18 protein-coding genes are annotated in these 19,938 nt (G+C 62.2%); 1 reads left to right on the top strand and 17 read right to left on the bottom strand.

Going from position 1 to position 19,938, the window contains the following annotated elements; all coding sequences use genetic code 11:
• Window positions 1–103 precede the first annotated feature (103 nt).
• A complete protein-coding gene (locus JFN90_RS21245) occupies window positions 104–1,387 on the bottom strand; it encodes an O-acetylhomoserine aminocarboxypropyltransferase/cysteine synthase family protein (protein WP_199397132.1) in 1,284 nt (427 codons plus the stop codon).
• Between the two features lie 112 nt (window positions 1,388–1,499).
• Window positions 1,500–2,987, bottom strand: coding sequence for a 4-alpha-glucanotransferase (gene malQ / locus JFN90_RS21240; protein WP_199397131.1), 1,488 nt, complete (start codon window positions 2,985–2,987; stop codon window positions 1,500–1,502).
• A 137-nt stretch (window positions 2,988–3,124) separates the two neighbouring features.
• Here malQ and JFN90_RS21235 point away from each other — a divergent pair, with 137 nt between their 5' ends.
• Window positions 3,125–3,286, top strand: a complete 162-nt coding sequence (locus tag JFN90_RS21235; RefSeq protein ID WP_199397130.1) for a hypothetical protein — start codon at window positions 3,125–3,127, stop codon at window positions 3,284–3,286.
• A gap of 106 nt (window positions 3,287–3,392) precedes the next feature.
• Here the strand turns inward: JFN90_RS21235 and ftsH are convergent, their stop codons facing one another.
• The 15 genes from ftsH to JFN90_RS21160 all read right to left on the bottom strand — a co-directional run bounded on the left by ftsH (window position 3,393) and on the right by JFN90_RS21160 (window position 19,797).
• The gene (gene ftsH, locus JFN90_RS21230; RefSeq protein WP_199397129.1) at window positions 3,393–5,243 is read right to left on the bottom strand and encodes an ATP-dependent zinc metalloprotease FtsH; all 1,851 of its coding nucleotides are present in this window, start codon (window positions 5,241–5,243) and stop codon (window positions 3,393–3,395) included.
• Between the two features lie 100 nt (window positions 5,244–5,343).
• Window positions 5,344–6,216, bottom strand: a complete 873-nt coding sequence (gene cas6, locus JFN90_RS21225; protein WP_199397128.1) for a CRISPR system precrRNA processing endoribonuclease RAMP protein Cas6 — start codon at window positions 6,214–6,216, stop codon at window positions 5,344–5,346.
• 24 nt (window positions 6,217–6,240) lie between these two features.
• On the bottom strand, window positions 6,241–7,041 hold the full coding sequence (locus JFN90_RS21220; protein WP_199397127.1) for an HD domain-containing protein: 801 nt from the start codon (window positions 7,039–7,041) through the stop codon (window positions 6,241–6,243).
• Window positions 7,034–7,411, bottom strand: coding sequence for a PilZ domain-containing protein (locus JFN90_RS21215; protein ID WP_199397126.1), 378 nt, complete (start codon window positions 7,409–7,411; stop codon window positions 7,034–7,036). The genes JFN90_RS21220 and JFN90_RS21215 overlap by 8 nt, the downstream gene beginning before the upstream one ends.
• A 76-nt stretch (window positions 7,412–7,487) precedes the next feature.
• The gene (locus tag JFN90_RS21210) at window positions 7,488–8,771 is read right to left on the bottom strand and encodes a class II fructose-bisphosphate aldolase (protein WP_199397125.1); all 1,284 of its coding nucleotides are present in this window, start codon (window positions 8,769–8,771) and stop codon (window positions 7,488–7,490) included.
• Between the two features lie 87 nt (window positions 8,772–8,858).
• Complete coding sequence (locus tag JFN90_RS21205; protein WP_199397124.1) at window positions 8,859–9,791, bottom strand: hypothetical protein; 933 nt, start codon at window positions 9,789–9,791, stop codon at window positions 8,859–8,861.
• A 92-nt stretch (window positions 9,792–9,883) separates the two neighbouring features.
• Window positions 9,884–10,354 (bottom strand): FKBP-type peptidyl-prolyl cis-trans isomerase, encoded by a 471-nt coding sequence (locus JFN90_RS21200; protein ID WP_199397123.1) that lies wholly within the window; start codon window positions 10,352–10,354, stop codon window positions 9,884–9,886.
• Window positions 10,355–10,384: 30 nt separating this feature from the next.
• Window positions 10,385–11,626 carry a DUF1015 domain-containing protein gene (locus JFN90_RS21195; protein WP_199397122.1) on the bottom strand — a complete coding sequence of 414 codons (1,242 nt, stop codon included), beginning with the start codon at window positions 11,624–11,626 and terminating at the stop codon, window positions 10,385–10,387.
• A gap of 150 nt (window positions 11,627–11,776) precedes the next feature.
• Entirely contained in the window at window positions 11,777–12,592 is an 816-nt protein-coding gene (locus tag JFN90_RS21190) for a C40 family peptidase (protein ID WP_199397121.1), read from the bottom strand.
• 75 nt (window positions 12,593–12,667) lie between these two features.
• A protein-coding gene (prfB, locus tag JFN90_RS21185; RefSeq protein ID WP_199397120.1) for a peptide chain release factor 2 occupies window positions 12,668–13,784 on the bottom strand; the annotation gives its coding sequence in 2 pieces (ribosomal slippage) (window positions 12,668–13,714 and window positions 13,716–13,784; 1,116 coding nt in all).
• 58 nt (window positions 13,785–13,842) lie between these two features.
• Complete coding sequence (lnt, locus tag JFN90_RS21180) at window positions 13,843–15,381, bottom strand: apolipoprotein N-acyltransferase (RefSeq protein ID WP_199397119.1); 1,539 nt, start codon at window positions 15,379–15,381, stop codon at window positions 13,843–13,845.
• Window positions 15,378–16,235 (bottom strand): hemolysin family protein, encoded by an 858-nt coding sequence (locus JFN90_RS21175; RefSeq protein ID WP_199397118.1) that lies wholly within the window; start codon window positions 16,233–16,235, stop codon window positions 15,378–15,380. Before JFN90_RS21175 ends, lnt begins: the two co-directional genes overlap by 4 nt.
• 33 nt (window positions 16,236–16,268) lie before the next feature.
• Window positions 16,269–16,988 (bottom strand): diacylglycerol kinase, encoded by a 720-nt coding sequence (locus JFN90_RS21170; protein ID WP_199397117.1) that lies wholly within the window; start codon window positions 16,986–16,988, stop codon window positions 16,269–16,271.
• An 81-nt stretch (window positions 16,989–17,069) separates the two neighbouring features.
• On the bottom strand, window positions 17,070–17,489 hold the full coding sequence (gene ybeY, locus JFN90_RS21165) for an rRNA maturation RNase YbeY (protein WP_199397116.1): 420 nt from the start codon (window positions 17,487–17,489) through the stop codon (window positions 17,070–17,072).
• Complete coding sequence (locus JFN90_RS21160; protein WP_199397133.1) at window positions 17,422–19,797, bottom strand: HD family phosphohydrolase; 2,376 nt, start codon at window positions 19,795–19,797, stop codon at window positions 17,422–17,424. The genes ybeY and JFN90_RS21160 overlap by 68 nt, the downstream gene beginning before the upstream one ends.
• Between the last annotated feature and the right edge of the window lie 141 nt (window positions 19,798–19,938).

Below are 19,938 nucleotides of genomic sequence, written 5' to 3'. Positions count from 1 at the left end.
CTGGTGGACCCGGTGGACATCCGTGGACCGGGATCTTCTAAACAAAAAACAAAGGGGCGATGCTTTCGCATCGCCCCTTTGGCGTCGGTGTTCCTGTTCGTTGCTATGCTTGGGCAGCCTTCAGCGCCTGCTCTATATCGGCTATGATATCCTTCACGTCCTCAATGCCGACGGAAAGCCTGATGAAGTCAGGGCTGACACCGGTGGCCAACTGCTCGTCAGCCGAAAGCTGCTGATGGGTCGTGGAAGCAGGATGAATGACAAGGCTCTTTGCATCGCCGATGTTGGCCAGATGCGACAACAGTTTCACATTGTCGATGAACTTCATTCCCGCTTCCAGCCCGCCTTTGATACCAAAGCCGATGATGGCCCCAGCACCATTGAGATACTTCTTCGCGTTGGCGTGATCTTTGTGGCTCGCCAGACCGGGATAGTTGACCCAGCTTACCAGCGGGTTCTGCTCCAGCCACTCGGCTACCTTTTGTGCATTCTCGACATGACGCTGCATCCTGACATGCAGTGTCTCGATCCCCTGAATAATCTGAAACGCGTTAAAAGGCGAGATGCAGGCGCCCATATCGCGCAGCAACTCCACCCTCATCTTGATGATGTAGGAGATGTTACCCAGGGCATCCCAGAACTTGAGCCCGTGGTAGCTCGGGTCCGGCTCGGTGAACTCGGGGAACTTGCCGTTGTTCCAGGGGAAGGTGCCGCCGTCGACGACGCAACCGCCGATGCTGGTGCCGTGCCCGCCCAGGAACTTGGTCAGGGAATAGACCACAATGTCGGCGCCGTGCTTCAACGGCTGGAACACAAACGGCGTCGCCGCGGTGTTGTCTACGATGTACGGGATGCCGGCGTCATGGGCGACTTTGGCGATCGCCTCGAAATCGTCCACGTTGTTCTTCGGGTTGCCGATGGCCTCGCTGTAGACCAGGCGGGTGTTCTCATCGATGGCTTTGCGGATGTTCTCCGGATCGGAGGAATCGACAAACTTCACCGTGATGCCGAGCTTCGGCAGGGTGTAGTGGAACAGGTTGTAGGTCCCGCCGTACAGGTAGCTCGTGGAGATGATGTTCTGGCCCGCACTGGCGATATTGAGGACCGCGTAGGTCGTGGCAGCTTGTCCGGATGCCACGGCGAGGGCGGCGACACCGCCATCCAGCTCGGCTACCCTCTTCTCCAGCACGTCAGTGGTCGGGTTCATCAATCGAGTATAGATATTGCCGAACTCTTTCAGTCCAAAGAGGTTGGCGGCATGTTCCGAACTTTTGAAGACGTAGGAGGAGGTCTGGTAGATCGGTACGGCACGGGACAAAGTGGTCGGATCTACAGTCTGGCCGGCGTGAAGTGCAAGGGTGTCAAAACCTAAAGTTTTCTCTGACATAGTTCTCTCCCGTCCTTTTCCGAAGCTTTTTTATAAAGAATACGCGATGTATTCTCTATACAAAAACCGCAGCCACAGTGTCAACAAATTTGCCATTAAAAACTCTACCGATTTAGTCCGGCAGTCTTCCATAAAGCTCGGTAGCGCGTGCGAGTTTCGTGGCCAGCCTGCCGGAGAACGCGTCGACCGGGCAGCGCCAGCTCCAGTTTCCTCCCGCAACGCCCGGCACGTTCATCCTGCCGCTACTTGGGAGTTCCAGGAGATCCTGCATGGGGATGATGGCGTAATCGGCCACGGAGGCGAGAGCACACTTCACCATCTGCCAGACGATATCGTTGCCGTCCCGATCAAAATACGCCAGCACGTTCTTCTGCTCTTTCGCCTTGAGGGAGTGGAACCACCCGGCGGTCGTGTCGTTATCGTGGGTTCCGGTATAGACCACGCACGACCTGACATGGTTGTGCGGCAGATACGGGTTTTCGGCGCCGGACCCAAAGGCGAACTGGAGGATCTTCATGCCCGGGAACCCGAACTGGTCTCTCAGCGATTCCACTTCGGCCGTGATGATGCCCAGGTCCTCGGCGATGATGGGCAGACTTCCCAGGGCGTTGCGCAACGCGTGGAATAGGGATTCGCCCGGACCTTTGACCCAGCGGCCGTTTATGGCGGTCTTCTCCCACATCGGCACCTCCCAGAAGGCCTCGAAACCGCGGAAGTGGTCGATGCGCACCATATCGTAGAGGGAGAGATCGTTGCGTAGGCGGGCAATCCACCAGTCGTACCCCTGCTCCGCCATCTTGTCCCAGTTGTAAAGCGGGTTGCCCCACAACTGACCGGTCTTACTAAAGTAGTCGGGGGGAACGCCGGCAACGACGATGGGGACACCTTTCTCGTCCAGGTGGAACAGGTGGGGATTGGCCCAAACGTCGGCGGAATCGTAGGCGACAAAGATGGGGAGGTCACCGACGATGGAGATGCCGAGGACGTTGGCATAGGTTTTCAGTTGCTTCCACTGGCGGAAAAACTGCCACTGCATGTACTTTTGCTCGCCTATCGCCGTACCCAGCTTCTCGCTCCAGGAGGAGAGGGCCTCAGGTTCCCGGTTTGCCAGGGCGTCCGGCCACTCCTTCCAACTCATCTCCTTGAACTGTTCCTTCAGTGCCATGAACAGGGCGTAGTCGTGCAGCCAGAAGGTCGTGTCGCAAAAGTGCCAGAATTCTTCCTTGCGCTTTTGCGGAGTCTCCATGAAAAAGCGGGCAGCGGCCTCCTTGAGGCGGGCCATCTTGTAGATCTCCGTGGCGCCGTAATCGACCCGCTCGGAATTCAGTTCCTCCCCGGCCTCCTCAGGCAGCAGGTCGCCCTCGTCCTGCAGTATCTCCAGATTGATCAACAAGGGATTCCCGGCGAAAGCCGAGTAACAGGAGTATGGAGAATTACCGTATGCTGTCGGACCAAGGGGAAGGATCTGCCACAGGGACTGTCCTGACTTGTGCAGAAAATCTACGAATCTCTTTGCTTCTTCACCGAAGGAACCGATTCCTCCCGGGCCAGGCAGTGAGCTGGGATGCAAGAGTATCCCGCTCTTTCTCTTTCTTACCATGTAGACCTCGATTGCATTGAAATGGGCAACAAAAGACGGTGCCGGAAAATGAGCAGACATCACTATGACATAAATCGGTTGTAATGCAATGATGCAAAGCCTTTACGGCTTACGCGCCAAATGGTATAGTGCGGCCCATGGAAACCATTAAGACAGCATCGTTTGAGTCACTGATTGAGTTGGCGGTACCTGAAGGGGATGGGTACATCTTCACGCTGGATGGCGAGACGTTCAAGATCAAGGATACGCTTGAGATAACGGGGATCGCCAGCAAGAAGGGTTACATCATCATCTACTAGTGAGGGATCCGGCGGCTGCTCTACCTGGCCCACTGGCGGGACCTGCTCTGACGGCCGACTGCCTGACGCCGGTGCACTGTGAGGTGGCTCTGCGCGTGCGTGCCGGTCAGGCGGTAGCCAGGATCTCGTCCACCCGCTCGCCGTTAAGGGTCTCTTCTTCCAACAGGGCGTTGGCCAGCGCGTCCAGCTTGCTGCGGTTGCCACTGAGCAGTTCCATCGCCTTCCCCTCCGCGGAATGGATCAGGGATGCTATCTCCTGATCGATCAACCACGCCATCTCTTCCGAAAAGGTCTTTTCTTCAGCAAGCTTCATCCCTAAAAACGGGTGTTCCTCTCCGCGGGGAAACGTCATGGCGCCGATCTTCTCGCTCATCCCCCATTGACAGACCATCTTCTCCGCCAGTTCCGTGACGTGCTTCAGATCGCTCTGGGCGCCAGATGAGACGTCGTTGAACACGATGCGCTCCGCGACCCGCCCCCCCAATGCCACGCAGAGGCGGTTCACCAGGTAGGCGCGAGGATAATGATACCGATCATCCTCGGGTAACTGCTGGGTGACGCCCAAGGCGCGTCCCCTGGGCAGAATGGTCACCTTGTGCACCGGGTCGGTGCTAGGCAGAAGCCGCGCCACCAAGGCGTGCCCGGCCTCGTGGTAGGCGGTGATCCGCTTCTCCTCGTCGGAGATCACCATGTGGCGCTCGCCGCCCATGAGGATCTTGTCCTTCGCCCGCTCCAACTCCTCCAGCCCCACCACGAGCTTGTTGTCCCGAGCGGTCAGAATCGCCGCCTCGTTCACCAGCCCCTCCAGATCGGCGCCGGTCATCCCGGGGGTTCCCTTGGCTATCACGGAGAGTTCCACTTCCGGCGCCAGGGGGATCCTCCGCGTGTGCACCTTGAGGATCTTCTCCCGATCCCGCCAGTCCGGTCGCTCGATGACCACGTTGCGGTCAAAACGGCCGGGGCGCAGCAAGGCAGGATCAAGCACGTCGGGGCGGTTGGTCGCCGCTATCACGACCACCTCGGTATGTGGATCGAAGCCATCCATCTCAGAGAGAAGCTGGTTCAGGGTCTGCTCGCGCTCGTCATGGCCGCCGCCGAAGCCGGCACCGCGGCTTCTTCCCACCGCGTCGAGTTCGTCGATGAAGATTATGCTGGGAAGCATCTTGCGCGCGCTCGCGAAAAGGTCGCGGACCCGGCTTGCGCCGACGCCGACGAACATCTCGATGAAGGCAGAGGCGGAAATGGAGAAAAAGGGCACCCCCGATTCGCCCGCCACCGCCCGGGCCAGAAGGGTCTTGCCGGTTCCCGGCGGCCCCACCAGGAGCACCCCCTTGGGCACCTTCCCCCCGATCTGCTGGAACTTGCGGGGATCCTTCAGGTACTCGACCACCTCGCGCAGTTCCTGTTTCGCCTCTTCCATGCCGGCCACATCGGCGAAGGTGACTTCTATCCGCTCGGAGGTGTAGGCCTTGGCGCCCGAGCGGGCGAAGCCTCCCATCATGCCGCTCGGCCCCTGCTTGCGCATCCCGCGCATGACGAAGAGCCATACACCGATGATGATGAACCACGGCAGCAGGTACAGGACAATGGACCCCATGGTGGAGCCTTCGGTGGAAATGACGTTGACGTCGACGCGTCGGGCGCTCAATTCGGGGAGCAGGGAAGGATCTTCGATGGATGGCAGGGTGGTGGTGAAGTTGCTGACGTCGACGTTCTGCCCTTTTTGTTCGACGGTAGCCGCCGGGACCCGGATGGGGGTGCGGAATTGCCCCTTGGCGTTTTTGCCCCGCAAGGTGAGCCTGATGATGTTGTTGGCGGCAAGTTCGGCGCGGAAACGGCTATAGGTTATTTCCGCCCCACGCTCCGCCGTCTGCTTCACCATCGTCCCGTAAAAAAGGTCGAGCAGCAAAACGAACAAGGCGGTGATCAGTAACGGCCTCCAAAAGGTTTGCGCCATGACCCTGCTCCTCCAACTGGGCTGAAAAAGACACTTTCGAATTCTAGCCAAGCAGAAGGATATTACAAGATTCTAATTATTCAAAACGAGGCACGGCTCCCTACCCTTCCACACGGTAACAACCGAAACCGAACGAGGCGCCTTTGCCGAGATGGGTGGCTTGCCCCAATTGCAGCAACAGGTGGAAGGGTTCCAGGTCGCCGGCAAAGCGGGCAGTACCGAGAATACCGGCGGGGCGGCCGTTCCAGGATATGAAGCGGCAATCGGAGGCGACAGTGCGCACCGACTCGCTTTGCCCGGACAGCCAACGGTAATCGAGCGCCGGTTCGGCGCCTTCATAGTGGTAGGCGAGGGAGGACACCCTGCGCATGAGGGTGCGGGTGAAGTCGGCAAAGGTGAGGCTCTTGAGCAGGCGCCCGTCCCGCACCAGCTTGAGGGGGGTCACAAGGCAAATGGTCACCGTTTCAGTCGGCAGCGGCCCGGTGAGGGACGGGTCCAGGGAACCGAGCAGCGGCAGGGGCTGCGATCCGTCACCGGCGTACCCGGCGCGCTCTCCTCCGGGTGATTCGGCTGCCACGCCGGAAGGTACGCCTCCTTTGCTCTCGATGAGAAGCCGGACCGCCGCGAGGTAGGTCGGGAGATGCTGAACGGAGCTGCCGACCAGGGTGAGGGCGAGTTCGCAGACGCCCCCGCGGTTGGGAGCGGGCGGGAGCGTCGGGAAATCGAAGACGAACGGGAGGGGTGGTTTTTGGTGGCGCCGGACTGCTTCCGGGTCATCCGCGACCGGTTGCGCGAAAGTGGCGGCAAAGTCGCAGTCGTCGCGCCGGCAGCCGGCGCAGTCCCCCCGCTTGCAGGAGACGGCGGTGCGAAAGGCGGACTCGAAGTCGGCCCGGGTTGCGTAGAAGGCGTAGGGATCGGTGAGGTCATGTTTCAGGGTGAAGCTGAACCACAGCCTCGCGTAATGCAGTTCCACTGCTGTTTCCTTTGTGCGTGCGGGTCAGTCCGCAGAGTCGCGCAACTTCGCGTCAAGGTATCGCTCCACCTGCGCCACGACGTCGAGGACCTCACGGTCCTGGGGGAGCATGGTGCGGAACTGCTCCAGCACCGACCTTTGCCGGATCAGCCGCAGTGTCGCCGGAAAGTTGATGTCGTAGATCCAGGATACCTGCAGCAGCTTGAAGTCGTTGAGGCTCTTCAGGGTGGCGAGTTGGACCATTCTGCCGGCGGCCACGGCGGCCAGGGGTTCGGCAGAGCAGCCGGGGAGATCGGGGAAGCCAAGTCCGGCGCCGGAAGCGCGCTCATCCTCGGGGGCGTTGAAGTACTCGATGAAGACCCGCCAGATGTCCAGCTTGTCGGCGTCCCGCAGCAGTCGGAGCAGGTCGGCGGTCAGCGCGGGAAGTCCTTCCGGCACCAGGAAGGCGTTGTGGACGCGCACGGCGACCTCGATACAGCCGCGCTCCTCAGCGGGTAGAAAATCGAGCAGGTGGTGCTGATTCATGACCTGCGCAGAAAGGTGGGCGTGGTTCAGCGATTCGCTGTCCTTGAAGGTGTGGTAGTCCCTGAATTGCGGGAAGCGGCCTAGGTCGTGGCAGAGCGCGGCGACTTCGGCCAGCATCTCGAAGCGCGCCCCCATGCCGTGTGCGATGAGCAGGGCGTCGCGGCAGACATTGCGGGTGTGCTCTTCCTTCAGGTCGAAGTTGCGCTGCAGTTCCAGATCGGTGCTGCGGAAGGAGTTGCAGTAGGAGCTGAACCAGTCGCGCAGCGGCGCCAGGTCCGGCAGGGATACCGCATTACTCATCGTGCATCTTCTTGACCACGTACTCGGAGAACTCGGCCATCACCTTGGACTCGTCGCCACCCTGGTAGGAGATGATGCTGCGCAGGTGGGCGAAGGATTCCACGTCCATCTTGTCGAAGGCGCAGCCGATGCCTCCCTCGACCAGACGCGCCACCGTCCCCTTCACGTTGATGACGACGGGGTCGGGAGCCGCGGAAAGGTAGATGGTCACCTCGACCGGCGTACCGACCAGGATCCGTTCCTGCGTCTCCATGTAGAGACCATGCAGACTGACGTCCGTCACCTCACCCTTGACAGCCATCCCCTCCGCCTGCAACAGCGCGGAAACCCTGAAATCAACGCGTGAAAAGTTACGTTTTTCTGTCGTCATCGTCTTCCCCCTTCACAGAGCCAGCTACAAAAGGGGGCGCGAGGCCCCCTCCGGTGTTGCTCAGCTTGATGCGGTGCTAGTCCTCAAAGTTCCCTTCGGGTCCCTTATCCTTGGAAAGCCCCTGGGCCTGCTTGGGGAGCTGCTCCTTGGTCCACTCCGCGGGGTTCTCGATGCGCTTCCCTTTGGGGCCGAGGTCGTAGGAGCCGGCCTTGACGATGGCGTCGATGGCAAGCGGGGCGGTGTCGGCGGAGTTGAAGACGTTGGCGATAAGGTTGTAGGCGAAGTCCTCGACCCTCTTGCTCATGCGCTCGCGCGCTTCCTTGGGCTGGGCCAGCAGCTTGTTCTCGAACGGGAGGTTGAGGTTTTTGTAGTCCCCCTTCTTCCACCCCTTGGAGTCGGCGAAGGCGACCATCTCGGCCCAGAGTTCCTCAGTCATCCCCTCGCCCTTCACCTTTATGAAGTTGCCGTTCTCGTCGAGCTTGGCGTTGCCGTATTCGTTGACTTCGAGGCCCCAGGAGACGAACTGCAGTGCGGTCGCGACGTTGGCCTTGGTGGTGCGGGTTTTCTGGGCGATCTCGCGCAGCCTGTCGTAGCTGTTGCCGGAGGTGCCGTGCTGGGCGCCGTTGACCCCGTACTGCGTGATCGCCTCGTGGATTTTAGCGGTGAGGTCCACCTGGATGCCGGCGTCGGAAGCCTCGATGCCGTGGGTGGTGCCGTTGTTGAGGGCGATCCAGTCCGGGAAGATGCCGTGGGCGTTAAGGCCACGGATCAGGAAGAGCGCCTCGGGAACGGTGGAGAGCCCCTCCTTCCCCTTGATCTCGCCCACCTCGGTCTCGAGGCCGGACCAGGCCGGGATCACGCTGCTCAATTCGATGTTGGCGAGGAGGTTCTCCTCATCAGGGAGGTGCGAGGCGTCGATGGCGATGGAAGTGATGCCCGCATCGAACATGCTCGGGATCTCGACCTTGGCAGACTTTACGTCCGCCTCGCCCTTGATACCGTAGTGGTCGGCGTGGATGGCGACCGGGATGGTGATGCCGAGCTCGTTGGCGACGGCGTCCACCTGGCGGGCCATGTTCCAGTAGTTGACCGGGCAGTATGCCTTCTGGCCACCCTCGCTCTTGGCGATCTCGATGATGACGGCTGCGTTGGCTTTCTGGGCGGCAGCGAGCACCCCGCGGATGACGAAGTGGTTACGGCCGTTGGCGGCCAGCGCCAGGGCGTGCCCCTTGGCGTTCATGGCGCGGTCGATGACCTTGCCGCTGACCAGCAATGCTTTTGAATTGGGGAAGAGTTTCGCTACGTTGGGGGGACGCCCTACTTCCAGCGCTTTGACGAAATCTGAAGATGTTGCAGTCATATCTCCTCCTTTTGGTGGGAATATCAAATCACATAAAAAAAGCCGATTCCTTATAACATCTTAATCATACAATGGCAAGGATGTTCGCTACTGCCCCAACGAGAACCCGGTGCTCCCTCCCCCGGCGAACGGGGCGCTGCCGATATACTCGCCCTTCCAGTACAAGGCGGCTTCGCCGGGAGGGAGTCCCGCCTCGACCGGTGCGAAAGAGAAGCGCTCGGGAGGCTGCGCACCGACGGCAGCGGAAATGTTGAGCGGGCAGCGGGCAAGGATCGGGAAATCGCCTCGCACCGCCTCGACCGCACCCGGTTTTGCCGCCGTCCCGCGCACCACCTGATACTGCACACCTTTCTCGCGCGGCGGCAGCTTCGCGTGCAGCAGCAACTCGGCGCCCCCCTCCCCCGAGAAACGGAGGTCATAACTGGGGGTCCAGCGCTCGCTGCCCACGACGTAGGAGACCCGGGCCTTGTTGCCGGTGACCCAGATGCGAGCCGAGGCGACCCCCTTGGCGGCCGACGCGAGCTCCCGCTCCACGGCATCGAGTGCCAGCCGACACTTGCGCTTGCTGCGGTACACCGCCTCCATCTGGTTCAGGGCGAACTCGGTCCCCTGCTGCAGCGTTACCACCGGATCGGGATTGGCCTTGGTCTTCCTGGGTGCCTTGCCGCTTTGCGACTTGGCGGCGGCGGAGAAGATCTCCTCGCGCCGGTTCAAGGCGTCCATGCGGTCCTGCAACTCGCCCCGGCGCTCCCGGAGGCGGACTAGCACGCCCGACCGGCGGCGATCCTGCTCGGCCGGGACCAGCTCAACCCGCTGCACGATCCCCCCCGGCGCCTTCACCCGCAGCGACCCCGCTGCGAAGCCGTCCGGCAGGGGAAGCTCCAGGAAGCCGCCTGCCGCGGGAAGTTCCTGCTCCACCCGCGCACCATCCATAAAGAGGGTGACGCTCTTCGGTCCGGCCTGGGCCTGTTGACAGATCAGGATCGGGAGCAGCACAAAAGCCAGCGGCAACAGGCGCATGGGGCACCTCGCAACGAACGGACCCGGGGGATGAAAAAAACACAAAGCACAACTTTACAGTGCCCCGGAACCTTTGCAAGCCGCCGGTATGATTACTTCTCTACGTCGATCAGCTCCACGTCGAAGATGAGGGTGGCGTTGGGGGGGATCACCCCGCCGGCACCGTTGGCACCGTAGCCAAGCTGCGGCGGAACCACCAGCTTCCTCTTGCCCCCCACTTTCATGGACATGACGCCCTCGTCCCAGCCCGGGATCACTTCGCCGGCGCCGATCCGGAAGATGAACGGCTGGCCGCGATCGAGCGAGCTGTCAAACTTGGTGCCGTTTTCCAGGGTGCCGGTGTAGTGCACCTTGACGCCCTTGCCCGAGGTCGGGGACGGGCCGGTACCCACCACGAGGTCGGTATAGGAAAGGCCGGAGGGGGTGGTCACCGCCCCGGCAGCGGCCTTGGCTGCGGTCTTCTCGGTTGCCGGCTGCTTGGCAGGGTCCTTCTGGGAGCAGGCGGGAATGGCTATCGCCGCCATGAGCAGCAGCAGCACGAGGAACTTCTCTACATTGCGCATCAACTTTCCTCCGTCAGGTTTCGATAGTTGTTAATCCAACAGGTGGATGAAGAGGCCACTTCTGAGCTTGGGCTCGAACCAGGTCGACTTGGGCGGCATGATCTTGTCCTCGTCGGCCAGCGCCATCAGTTCCTCGATCGAAGTCGGGAACAGCGAGAAGGCGACCATGTACTCGCCGGAATTCACCACCCGCTCCAGCTCCTCGACGCCGCGGATGCCGCCGACGAAGTGGATGCGCTGGTCGGTGCGCGGGTTGCGCACGCCGAGGACCGGGCTGAGCAGGTTGTCCTGCAGGATGGAAACATCCATGGAGGCGACCGGATCGTCCTCAGGGAAAGAATCCTCGCGCGGGGTGAGCTCGTACCACTTGCCCCCGATGAACATGCCGAATTGGTGGCGTTCCCCCGGGTTGACCGCGCCGGCAACCGGGGTGACCTCGAAACGCTCGCCCACGCGCGCCATGAACTCGGCGACGCCGCGGCCGTTCAGGTCCTTTACCACCCTGTTGTAGGGCATGATGGTCATCTCGTTGTCCGGAAAGATCACGGTGAGGAAGTAGTTGTACTCCTCGCTGCCGGTATGCTTCGGGTTGGCGTCCCTTCTCAGGTCGCGCACCCGGCTCGCGGCCGCGCTGCGGTGATGGCCATCGGCGACGTAGAGTGTCGGGATGGCGGCGAAGCTCTTGGTCAGGGAGTCGACCAACTTCCGATCGGCGATATCCCACAGGGCGTGGGAGACGCCGTCATCGGTGGTGAAGTCGTAAAGAGGCGCCGCCTTGGTGACCTGGTCGATGGTCGCGGTGATGGCCGCGTCGTTGCGGTAGGTGTAGAAGACCGGCTCGTCGTTGGCATTGAGCGCGTCGATGTGCTTGACGCGGTCCTCCTCCTTGTCCGCCCTGGTCAGCTCGTGCTTCTTGATGGTGCCGGTCTGGTAGTCGTCCACGCCGGCGCAGACCACGAGGCCGGTCTGGGTGATGTTCCCCATCTTCTGGCGGTACACGTAGTAGCGCTCGGTCTCGTCCTGCAGCAGCACGCCCTCCGCCAGGAATTTCTCGAGGTTGTCGCGTCCCTTGACGTACACCGGGTCCGAATGCACATCGATTTCCCTGGGGAGATCGATCTCGGGGCGGGAGATGTGCAGGAAACTGACCGCGTTGCCGGCGGCCATCTGAATGGCCTCGTCCGTGTTCATCACGTCATAGGGAAGAGCGGCGACCTTCTCGGCCAGCTCTTTTTTGGGGCGTACCGCCTTGAACGGCTTGATAAATGCCATAACTGCTCCTGTGTCGATGTAATCAGGTTCTACGTTCTATGTTCTGCGTTAACGTCCCAGGCTCGGGAGGGGACTGGCTCCGGAGGTGCCTGTCCCCCTTTGCTCTACATTTGCCCGGCCTGGACCTTATCGGTGCTTGAGGCGCAAGTATTAAAAATAGCGCTTGGCTCCCACGAACTTTTTCTGGAAGTAGGACTCGTCCATGGAACTCACCTTGATGTCATCGCCGCGGCGCGGCGCATGGACGAAGCGGCCGTTGCCCACGAAGATGCCGACATGGTTGATCTCGTCGCTGGAGGCGCCGAAGAATACCAGGTCGCCGTCTTTAAGCTCGTCGCGCGCGATGGCATCCCCCACCCGGTACTGCTCGCGGGAGGTGCGCGGAATGTTGATGCCGCACAGGTTGTAGACCGCGCGCACGAAACCGCTGCAGTCCATGCCGTCGACGACGGTGTCCCCGCCCCAGCGGTACGGGATGCCAACGAAACGCTCGGCGGTGCGGGCGGCGATATTGCCCATGTCGCCGCGGTCACGCTTTACCGGTTCCTCTTTCCTTTTGCCCGGGGGCACCGGCTTGGTCGGTTTGGTGATGGACGGGGACGGTGCCTTCTCGATCACGGTCTCCCGCACCAGCACGGTGCGGTCTGGTTGCGGCGGCGCGATGAAATAGGAGCCGATGGTGTGCTCCTTCACCAGCTTCTGGGCCGCCTTGCGTGCCTCTTCGCGCCGGGCGAAGTCGCCGAAACGGACCGCGTAGATGCCGTTTTCCCGTTTGAAGTAGAAGGCTTCTATCCCCTGCTCCTGCAGCTTCCGGGTGAGCCGCTCGGCGTTTTTCACGTCTGAGAAGGCGCCCACCTGGATGGCGAAGCCGACGCTGGAAAGACCGGCGCGCTGCGCGGCGCAGCCGGTGGCCGCAGGTGCCAGGAGGAGAAGATATATGATCAACAGTCTTGCCGTCTTAAGCATTATTGTTCCTTGTGTTACACCCGCCCCCGGAGGGGGAGGGCTGGGAGGGGGAAAGAGACTTTCGCCTGAATGCCCCTAAATATCCTTGGTCTCCCGGCGCACGCCCATCAGGTACGGGACCACGAAATCGTCGAGGGCGCCGTCCAGGACGTTGTCCGGGTTGCCGCTCTCCACACCGGTACGCAGGTCCTTGACCATCTTGTAGGGGTGCAGCACGTAGGAGCGGATCTGGCTCCCCCAGCCGATTTCCTTTTTCTCGCCCGCGATGTCGGCCGCCTTGGCCTCGCGCTCCCTGATCTCCATTTCGTAGAGCTTGGAGCGGAGCACCTTCATGGCGGTCGCCTTGTTCATGTGCTGGCTGCGCTCGCTCTGGCAGGCCACCACGGTGCCGGTGGGGAGATGGGTGATCCTGATGGCCGAGTCGGTGGTGTTGACGTGCTGGCCGCCGGCGCCCGAGGAACGGTAGGTGTCGATCCTCAGGTCGCTCTCCGGAATCTTGATCTCGATGTCCTCTTCCTCGATCACCGGGAAGATGAACACGGAGGCGAACGAGGTGTGGCGCCGTGCGCTGCTGTCAAAGGGTGAGATGCGCACCAACCGGTGGATGCCCGCCTCCGCCTTCAGGTAGCCGTAGGCGAACTCGCCGGTGACCGCGAAGGTCACCCCCTTGATGCCGGCGCCGTCACCTTCCTGGTAGTCGGTGATCTCGGTCTTCCACCCCTTCTTCTCGCAGTAGCGCAGGTACATGCGCAAGAGCATCTCGGCCCAGTCTTGCGACTCGGTGCCGCCGGCCCCGGAGTTGACGGAGACGAACGCGCCGGAGGCGTCGTGGGGACCGGAGAGCATCCTGCGAAACTCCGCCTGGCTCACCCCGCTCTCCAACTGCTCGTTCATGGCGTGAACCTCGGCCAGGGTCGCCTCGTCCTGCTCCTCGCTCCCCAGCTCGATCAGTTCCTGGATGTCGCGGGCCTGGCGGTCGAGGCTTTCCCAGGTGGTGACGTCCTTCTCCATCGCCATCCGGTCCTTGAGCACCTTCTGCGCCTTGTCAGCGTCATTCCAGAAATCGGCGCGGGAGGTCAGCTCCTCGAGCTCATGCATCCGCTCCCGTTTGTCATCTACGTCAAAGAGACCCCCGGAGTTTGTGGATTCGCTCGGCAAGGTCTTCGATTTTGGCAATTTCTTCTCTGAACATCTGGAAACTCCTTTATGGTCGCATCGCCTGTATGGCGATCATTGATGGTGGCAAAAAATCAGTAGCGGCGCCCGCGATAACAGGCGATGCCCATGCCGATGCTGCCGGCCAGGCAGATCAGGGCAAAGAGGTCGCCGAAACGGTTGTAGAAGGTCCGCCCGGTGCCGGGCCTCACCTCGCCGCTCAAGGTCGCCTCCTGGAAGAGCTGGGTCATGCCCCGGATGTGCCCCTTGCTGTCGATCACCGAGGAGATCCCGGTGTTGGCGGCGCGCACCAGGGGAACCCGGTTCTCCACGGCCCGGAACACGGTCATGGAGAGGTGCTGGTAGGGGGCGGAACTGCGCCCGAACCAGGCGTCGTTGGTGATGTTCACCAGCACCTGGGCACCCTTTTCGACATAGGCGTTGGCCACTTCGGGAAAGATCCCCTCGAAGCAGACCAGCACGCCCAGCTTCCCCACGGAGGACGGCAGCACCACGGCCTGCTTACCGGGGGAGAAGTCGCCGATGCCGGTCACCAGTTTGTTCACGAAGGGGAGCAGCGGCGCCAGCGGCACGTACTCGCCGAAGGGGACCAGGTGCAGCTTGTCGCTTCTCCCGGCGATGCCCCCCTGCTCGGAGATGAGGAAGGCACTGTTCAGGTAGCGTGCCCTCCCCTCCCGCAGTTCGTAGGCCGGGCTTCCCACCACGAGCGGGCTCTTCAGTTCGACGGCCAGGGCGCTGACCCGGGCGGCAAAGGCCGGCTCCTGCTGCAGGAAAAACGGCAGGGCGCTCTCGGGCCAGACCACCAGGGTGCCCGGTTCCGGGTTCCCCTCCCGGGTGAGCCGCTCGTAGGTCTTCAGCGTCGCATCCTGAAAGGCCGGGTCCCACTTCCGGTCCTGAGGGATGTTCCCCTGCACCAGCAGTACCCTGCGCACCTCGCCCTTGTCGCTGCGGGTCAGGGCGGCGACGCCGTAGACCATGGTAGCGGCCATAAGCAGCACCAGGAGCAGCAGGGCGCGCACCGGGTAGGGCTTGCGGTAGCGCATGGAAACCCAGATCCGGTAAACCACGACGTTGGCCAGCGCGATCAGGAAGCTCACCCCGTACACACCAGTCAGGTCGCTGATCTGGATCAGCGGCAGGGTGCGATACTGGGAGTACCCGAGGCTCGCCCAGGGAAAGCCGGTCAGGACGTAGGAGCGAATCGCTTCGCCGGTCACCCACAAAAGCGGAAAGGAGCACAGAAGCGGAATGCGGCTCGCTTCGCAGCGGCGCACCAGCCAGAGCACCGCGCCCGGGTAGAGCGCCAGGTAGCCGACCAGGACGAGGTAGAGCGTGACGCTCACCGTCCAGTGCAGCTTCCCGTAGTTCATCATCACCACGTTCAGCCAGTAAAGGATGCCGGCGTAGGCGACGCAGCCGGCCGTGAAGCCTAGCCGGAACGCGAGCCTCGGCGAAACGCGGTCGGCAGCCAGTAAAAGCGGCGCGAAGGCGACCCACGCCAACGCCGACACACCGGGCAGCGGGAAGGAAAGTGCCAGCAACACGCCCGAGAGCAGCGCCAGCAGGTAACGTCCGGCGGTTGCCTCGCCTGCGATGGCCGTCCTCGCGGTCACGACTCCTCAGACTCCCCAACCGGCTCCTGCTTCTTCGCGATGTGCACCTTGGCGATCCGTCTCTCGTCCGCCTCGAGCACGGTGAGCACCAGCGAGTCGTTCTCGATCACGTCGCCGGCCGCGGGAATGCGCCCGGTCAGGTGAAACAGGAGCCCCCCCACCGTCTCGAAGTTTTCCTTCTCGATCCCGACGTCGAAGTGCTCCTCCAGCTCCTCGATGGGAAGCCGGCCGTCAGCGACGATGGAGCCGTCCCCCTGCACCGAGAGGCGCTCGGTCTCCAGGTCATACTCGTCCTGGATGTCCCCCACGATTTCTTCGAGCAGGTCCTCGATGGTGACCAGGCCGGCGGTGCCGCCGTACTCGTCGATAACCACCGCCATGTGCACGCGCCGCTTCTTGAAGTCGTGCAGCAGCTCCTCCAGGTTCTTGGTCTCCGGGATGAAAAAGGGGGGGCGGATCAGCTTTCTGAGTTCGATGGCGTCATCAGGCTCGCCCCAGTACCGGAGCAGGTCCTTGGCGTAGATGAGGCCGATGATGTTGTCGATGGTCCCTTCGTAGACCGGAAGCCGGGAGTGGCCGGAGGCGATGATCGACTTCAGCACCTCGCGCACCTCGAGTTCGATAGAAACGCAGGCCATCTCCATACGCGGCAGCATGATCTCGCGCACCATGGAATCACCCAGGGTCAGGATGGAACGGATCATCGCGTTCTCCTCCTGGTTGATGAGCCCTTCTTCCTCCCCGGCGTCCATGATCTCCTGGATCTCCGCCCCGGTTACCTTCTTTTTGCCGTATAAGAGCCGGGTCAAGGATTCCATGATTCCCTGGCCCTTGCGTCCGTTACCCTCTTCCAAGGATGTGTCTCCTTAATGTTGAAGCATTATCCGTCATAGTCCGCACCGCCAGAAGGCACGGAACAGCAGGTGCACTGCCAGGGTGATCCCCAGTCCGACGCCCGCCCCCAGCACAACCTCGCGGGGACGGTGGATCCTGAGCAGGAGGCGCGAGTGGCTCACCATCGCGGCCAGGATGAAGCAGAAAAGTGCGATGAGCGGGTCCTGGGTGTGCAGCGATACCGAGGTGGCGATGGAGAAGGCGACCGCCGAATGGCCGCTGACGCCGCCCCCTTCGAGGGGCTTACCGGTCCCGCTGCGCGCCTTGAGGATCACCACCACGATCAGCACCAGGACCGCCGAGACCAGCATGCCCAGTTCCGACTCGCTCCCCACCATCTCAAGGCCAAGCCGCTGCCAGGGAAGCACGTACTTAGAGAGCACCAGGTAGCCCATGATGGCGGTGCCGAAGGCGGCCACCAGCACGGCTCCCGCCGCCACGTCCTTGGCGAGCTTGGCCATGGGGTGGAACTCCGGGGAGATCATGTCCACCACCACCTCGATGGCGGTGTTGAGGAGCTCCGCGAAGAGGACGAAGCTGATGGCCAGGGCCAGCAGCATGAACTCGACCGAGGAGACCCGCAACAAGAGCGCCGCGAACAGCACGGCCACCGCCGCGAGGAAGTGGTAGCGCATGTGCTTCTGCGTGCGCGTGGTGTGGAGGATCCCCTCTATGGCGCAGTTGACGGAGTCAATGAAGCGGGTGGGCTTCATATCGAGCCTCCGGCCTTCGCTGAGGCTTCGGCCGGCAGGCCGGGGTTCGCCAAGGCAGCGGCCGGCAAGCCCCTGCCCCGGCTAGACAAGCCCTTCCTCGACCAGCAGGGAAAAGATCTCCCGCTCCTTGGCCTCCATGCGGGCGGCCTCGGCCTCCCCGCTTCTTTCATGGTCGTAGCCGGTGATGTGCAGGATGCCGTGCAAAAGCAGGAAGTAGAGGCGCTCCAGGAAGGTCTGCCCGGACTCCTCGGCCTCGCGTGCCGCGGTGTCGACGGAGATGACCACGTCGCCCAGGACCTCGGGGTTGATGGCGCCGAACTCGCCCTCCTGCATGGCGAAGGAGATCACGTTGGTGGCCTTGTCCCGCCCCAGGTATTCCCGGTTCAGGACCCGGATGGACCGGTCCCCCACGATGCTGACGGAAAGTTCCGCCTCAGGACATCCCAAGGCGTCTAAGATCCTCTGCGCCACCTTTCGCAGCTGCGTCTTCGCGACCGGCATCCGCCTTTGGCGGTTCGCTATCGAAATCCTCTGGCTTCTTGGCAATCGTCTTCTCCTTGTAGGCAGGCTCGGGGTAATCGATGCGCTGGTGATAGATCCCCGCGAGTATCTGGTTGAAGCTCTTGGCTATCTCGTGCAGGTTCTTCAGGGTCAGCTCGCACTCGTCCAACTGCCCGTCGATGAAGATGTTGTTGATGATCTTCTGCACCAGCCCCTGGATCCGGGCCGGGGTCGGGTCGGTGAGGGTGCGCGAGGCGGCCTCCACGCAGTCGGCCAGAAGCACGAGCCCCGCCTCCCTGGTCTGCGGCTTGGGACCGGGGTAGCGGAAATCGCGTTCCTCCACGGGAGGTGAGCCGGGCGTCTCCAGCCCCTTCGCCTTCAGGTAAAAGTAATTGATCAGCGAGGTGCCGTGGGACTGCCGGATGATCTCGATGATCGGCTGCCCGATGCGGTGCTCCTTGGCGAGCTCGACCCCGTCCTTCATGTGCGAGATGAGGATGAGGGCGCTCATGCTGGGGGAGAGCTTGTCGTGGCGGTTCTCGCCGTCGCGGATGTTCTCGATGAAGTACTGCGGCTTCTTGAGCTTGCCGACGTCGTGGTAGTAGGCGGCGACGCGGGCCAGAAGGGGATTGGCGCTGATCGCCTCGGCGCCCGCCTCGACCATGTTCCCCACCAGCACGCTGTGGTGGTAGGTGCCCGGCGCCCGGATCATCAGCTCGCGCAAAAGCGGCGAGTTGAGATTGGCGAGCTCCAGGAGCTTCACGTCGGTGGTGTACTGGAACAGCGCCTCGATGAGCGGAATGGTGCCGGAGACATAGACGGCGTTGATCAGACCGCCCAGCAGGGCGAAGATGATGCAGTACAGCGCCTGCAGGGAGAGCGGCGTGTCGTTGTAGACGTGGAAGCAGACCGCCAGCGCCATGTTCACCGCGCTCACCTTGAAGCCGGCGCTGTAGATCGTGCCCCGCTCCTTGCACTGGCGCACGCCGTGGGCGCCGACGATGCCGCCCAGGAGAGCGTAGACAACCACCTGGAGCGAGTTGTTCAGCATGATCCCGGTGAGCGGCGCGGTGATGGCGCAGTAGACCAGGGCGACCTCGGAGTTGAGGATGATCCTGACGATGATGGCGGAGGCCGCAAAAGGGAAGAGATAGAAATAGCTCGCCGTGTCGATGGAGGGGAAGAGCCCCCCGAGGGCGGTGGAAACCGCTGACACCAGCTTGAGGACGGCGAAGTTGCCCACGGTCAGAAGCGACAGCAGCAGGATGTCCTTGTTGCTCGGGTTGAACTTCCTGATGTTCTTGCGGCCGAAGCGGTACGGGGCGTAGCAGAGCACCAGGATGAGGCCGAAGATCCCCAGTCCGGTGAGGATGGGGGTACTGTTCCTGCTTTTGAAGATCTTCTCCAGCTTCATCGCCTGCTCGGAGGTCACCCGCTCCCCGACCCGGACGATCATCTCGCCGCGCTTCATCTTGAAGAGCACCGGGCGCACCGCGGCGCGCGCTTCGCTCTTCTTGGCGTCGGTGCCGTTGCGGTCAAAGGAGAGATTGGGGGCGATCATGCGCAGCGCCACGCCTTTGAGGAGCTCCAGGTCGTGGGGCGCCGCCCCCTGGGTCAGGGCGGCCCGGGAGAAGACACGGCGGGCGGCGGGGAGGTCAATGCTCGCGCTGTAGTCACCTCCGGCGACGTCCTGCCTGGTCGCTTCGTCGACCACCACGATGCCGTGACGGAGATCGGCGGCAAAGTGGCCGCGGTCGGCGACGATGCGCTGCCGGTACAGCGGTGCCAACTGCCGCGCCAGGTCGGAAAGGAAAGCCCGCTGCTGCTTGACGCGGGAGAGCGCCGCGAACTCCGGCTCGGAGATATCCACCCCGAGCACCCCGACCGCCGCCTTGCGCCTGGCGTCGCCATGCAGGGTGGCGTCGTCCATGAGATCGAGCGCGTCCTCGAAGCGGCGCACCAGCTCGATGTTGCCGTTGACGGCGAGGGAATAGACAAACGGCGCGGCGCCCTCAGCCTCCGACCTCTTCTTCTCGGTCAGCAGCAGGTCCTCGATCAGATAGTCCTGGGTGGCGCGGATGTCGGAGGTGGCGATATCCCCCTCGCGGTAGTGCACCGAGAGGAACTGCGGGCTGGGAATGATGAACAGGGTGAGGAATAAGGCGGTGAGGAAGAGCATGATGAAGCGGCTGCGCTTCTCATTCCTGTCGCAGGTGAGACCCTGGGCAACCGCTTCCAGCCAGCTGTCGCAGAGCCGGATCAGCGAACTCTTCTGAATTGTCTGTTTGTCGCCGCTTTCGGTGGGCATTATCTTCAATGGTTCCCGTGTCATAAGGACAGAGACTGCGAGAATAGCAGCAAGGGGACAATATATCCCGTTTATTTCAGTACTGTCAATCTAAACCAAATGCCTTGGGAACCGCTGTGGCTTCGCCATGTTAGCAAAATT

The sequence above is a fragment of the Geomonas propionica genome, assembly GCF_016458235.1.
GTDB lineage: Bacteria > Desulfobacterota > Desulfuromonadia > Geobacterales > Geobacteraceae > Geomonas > Geomonas propionica.
Note: the sequence above shows the minus strand (reverse complement) of the source record. Positions and strands in the feature narration are given on the sequence as shown.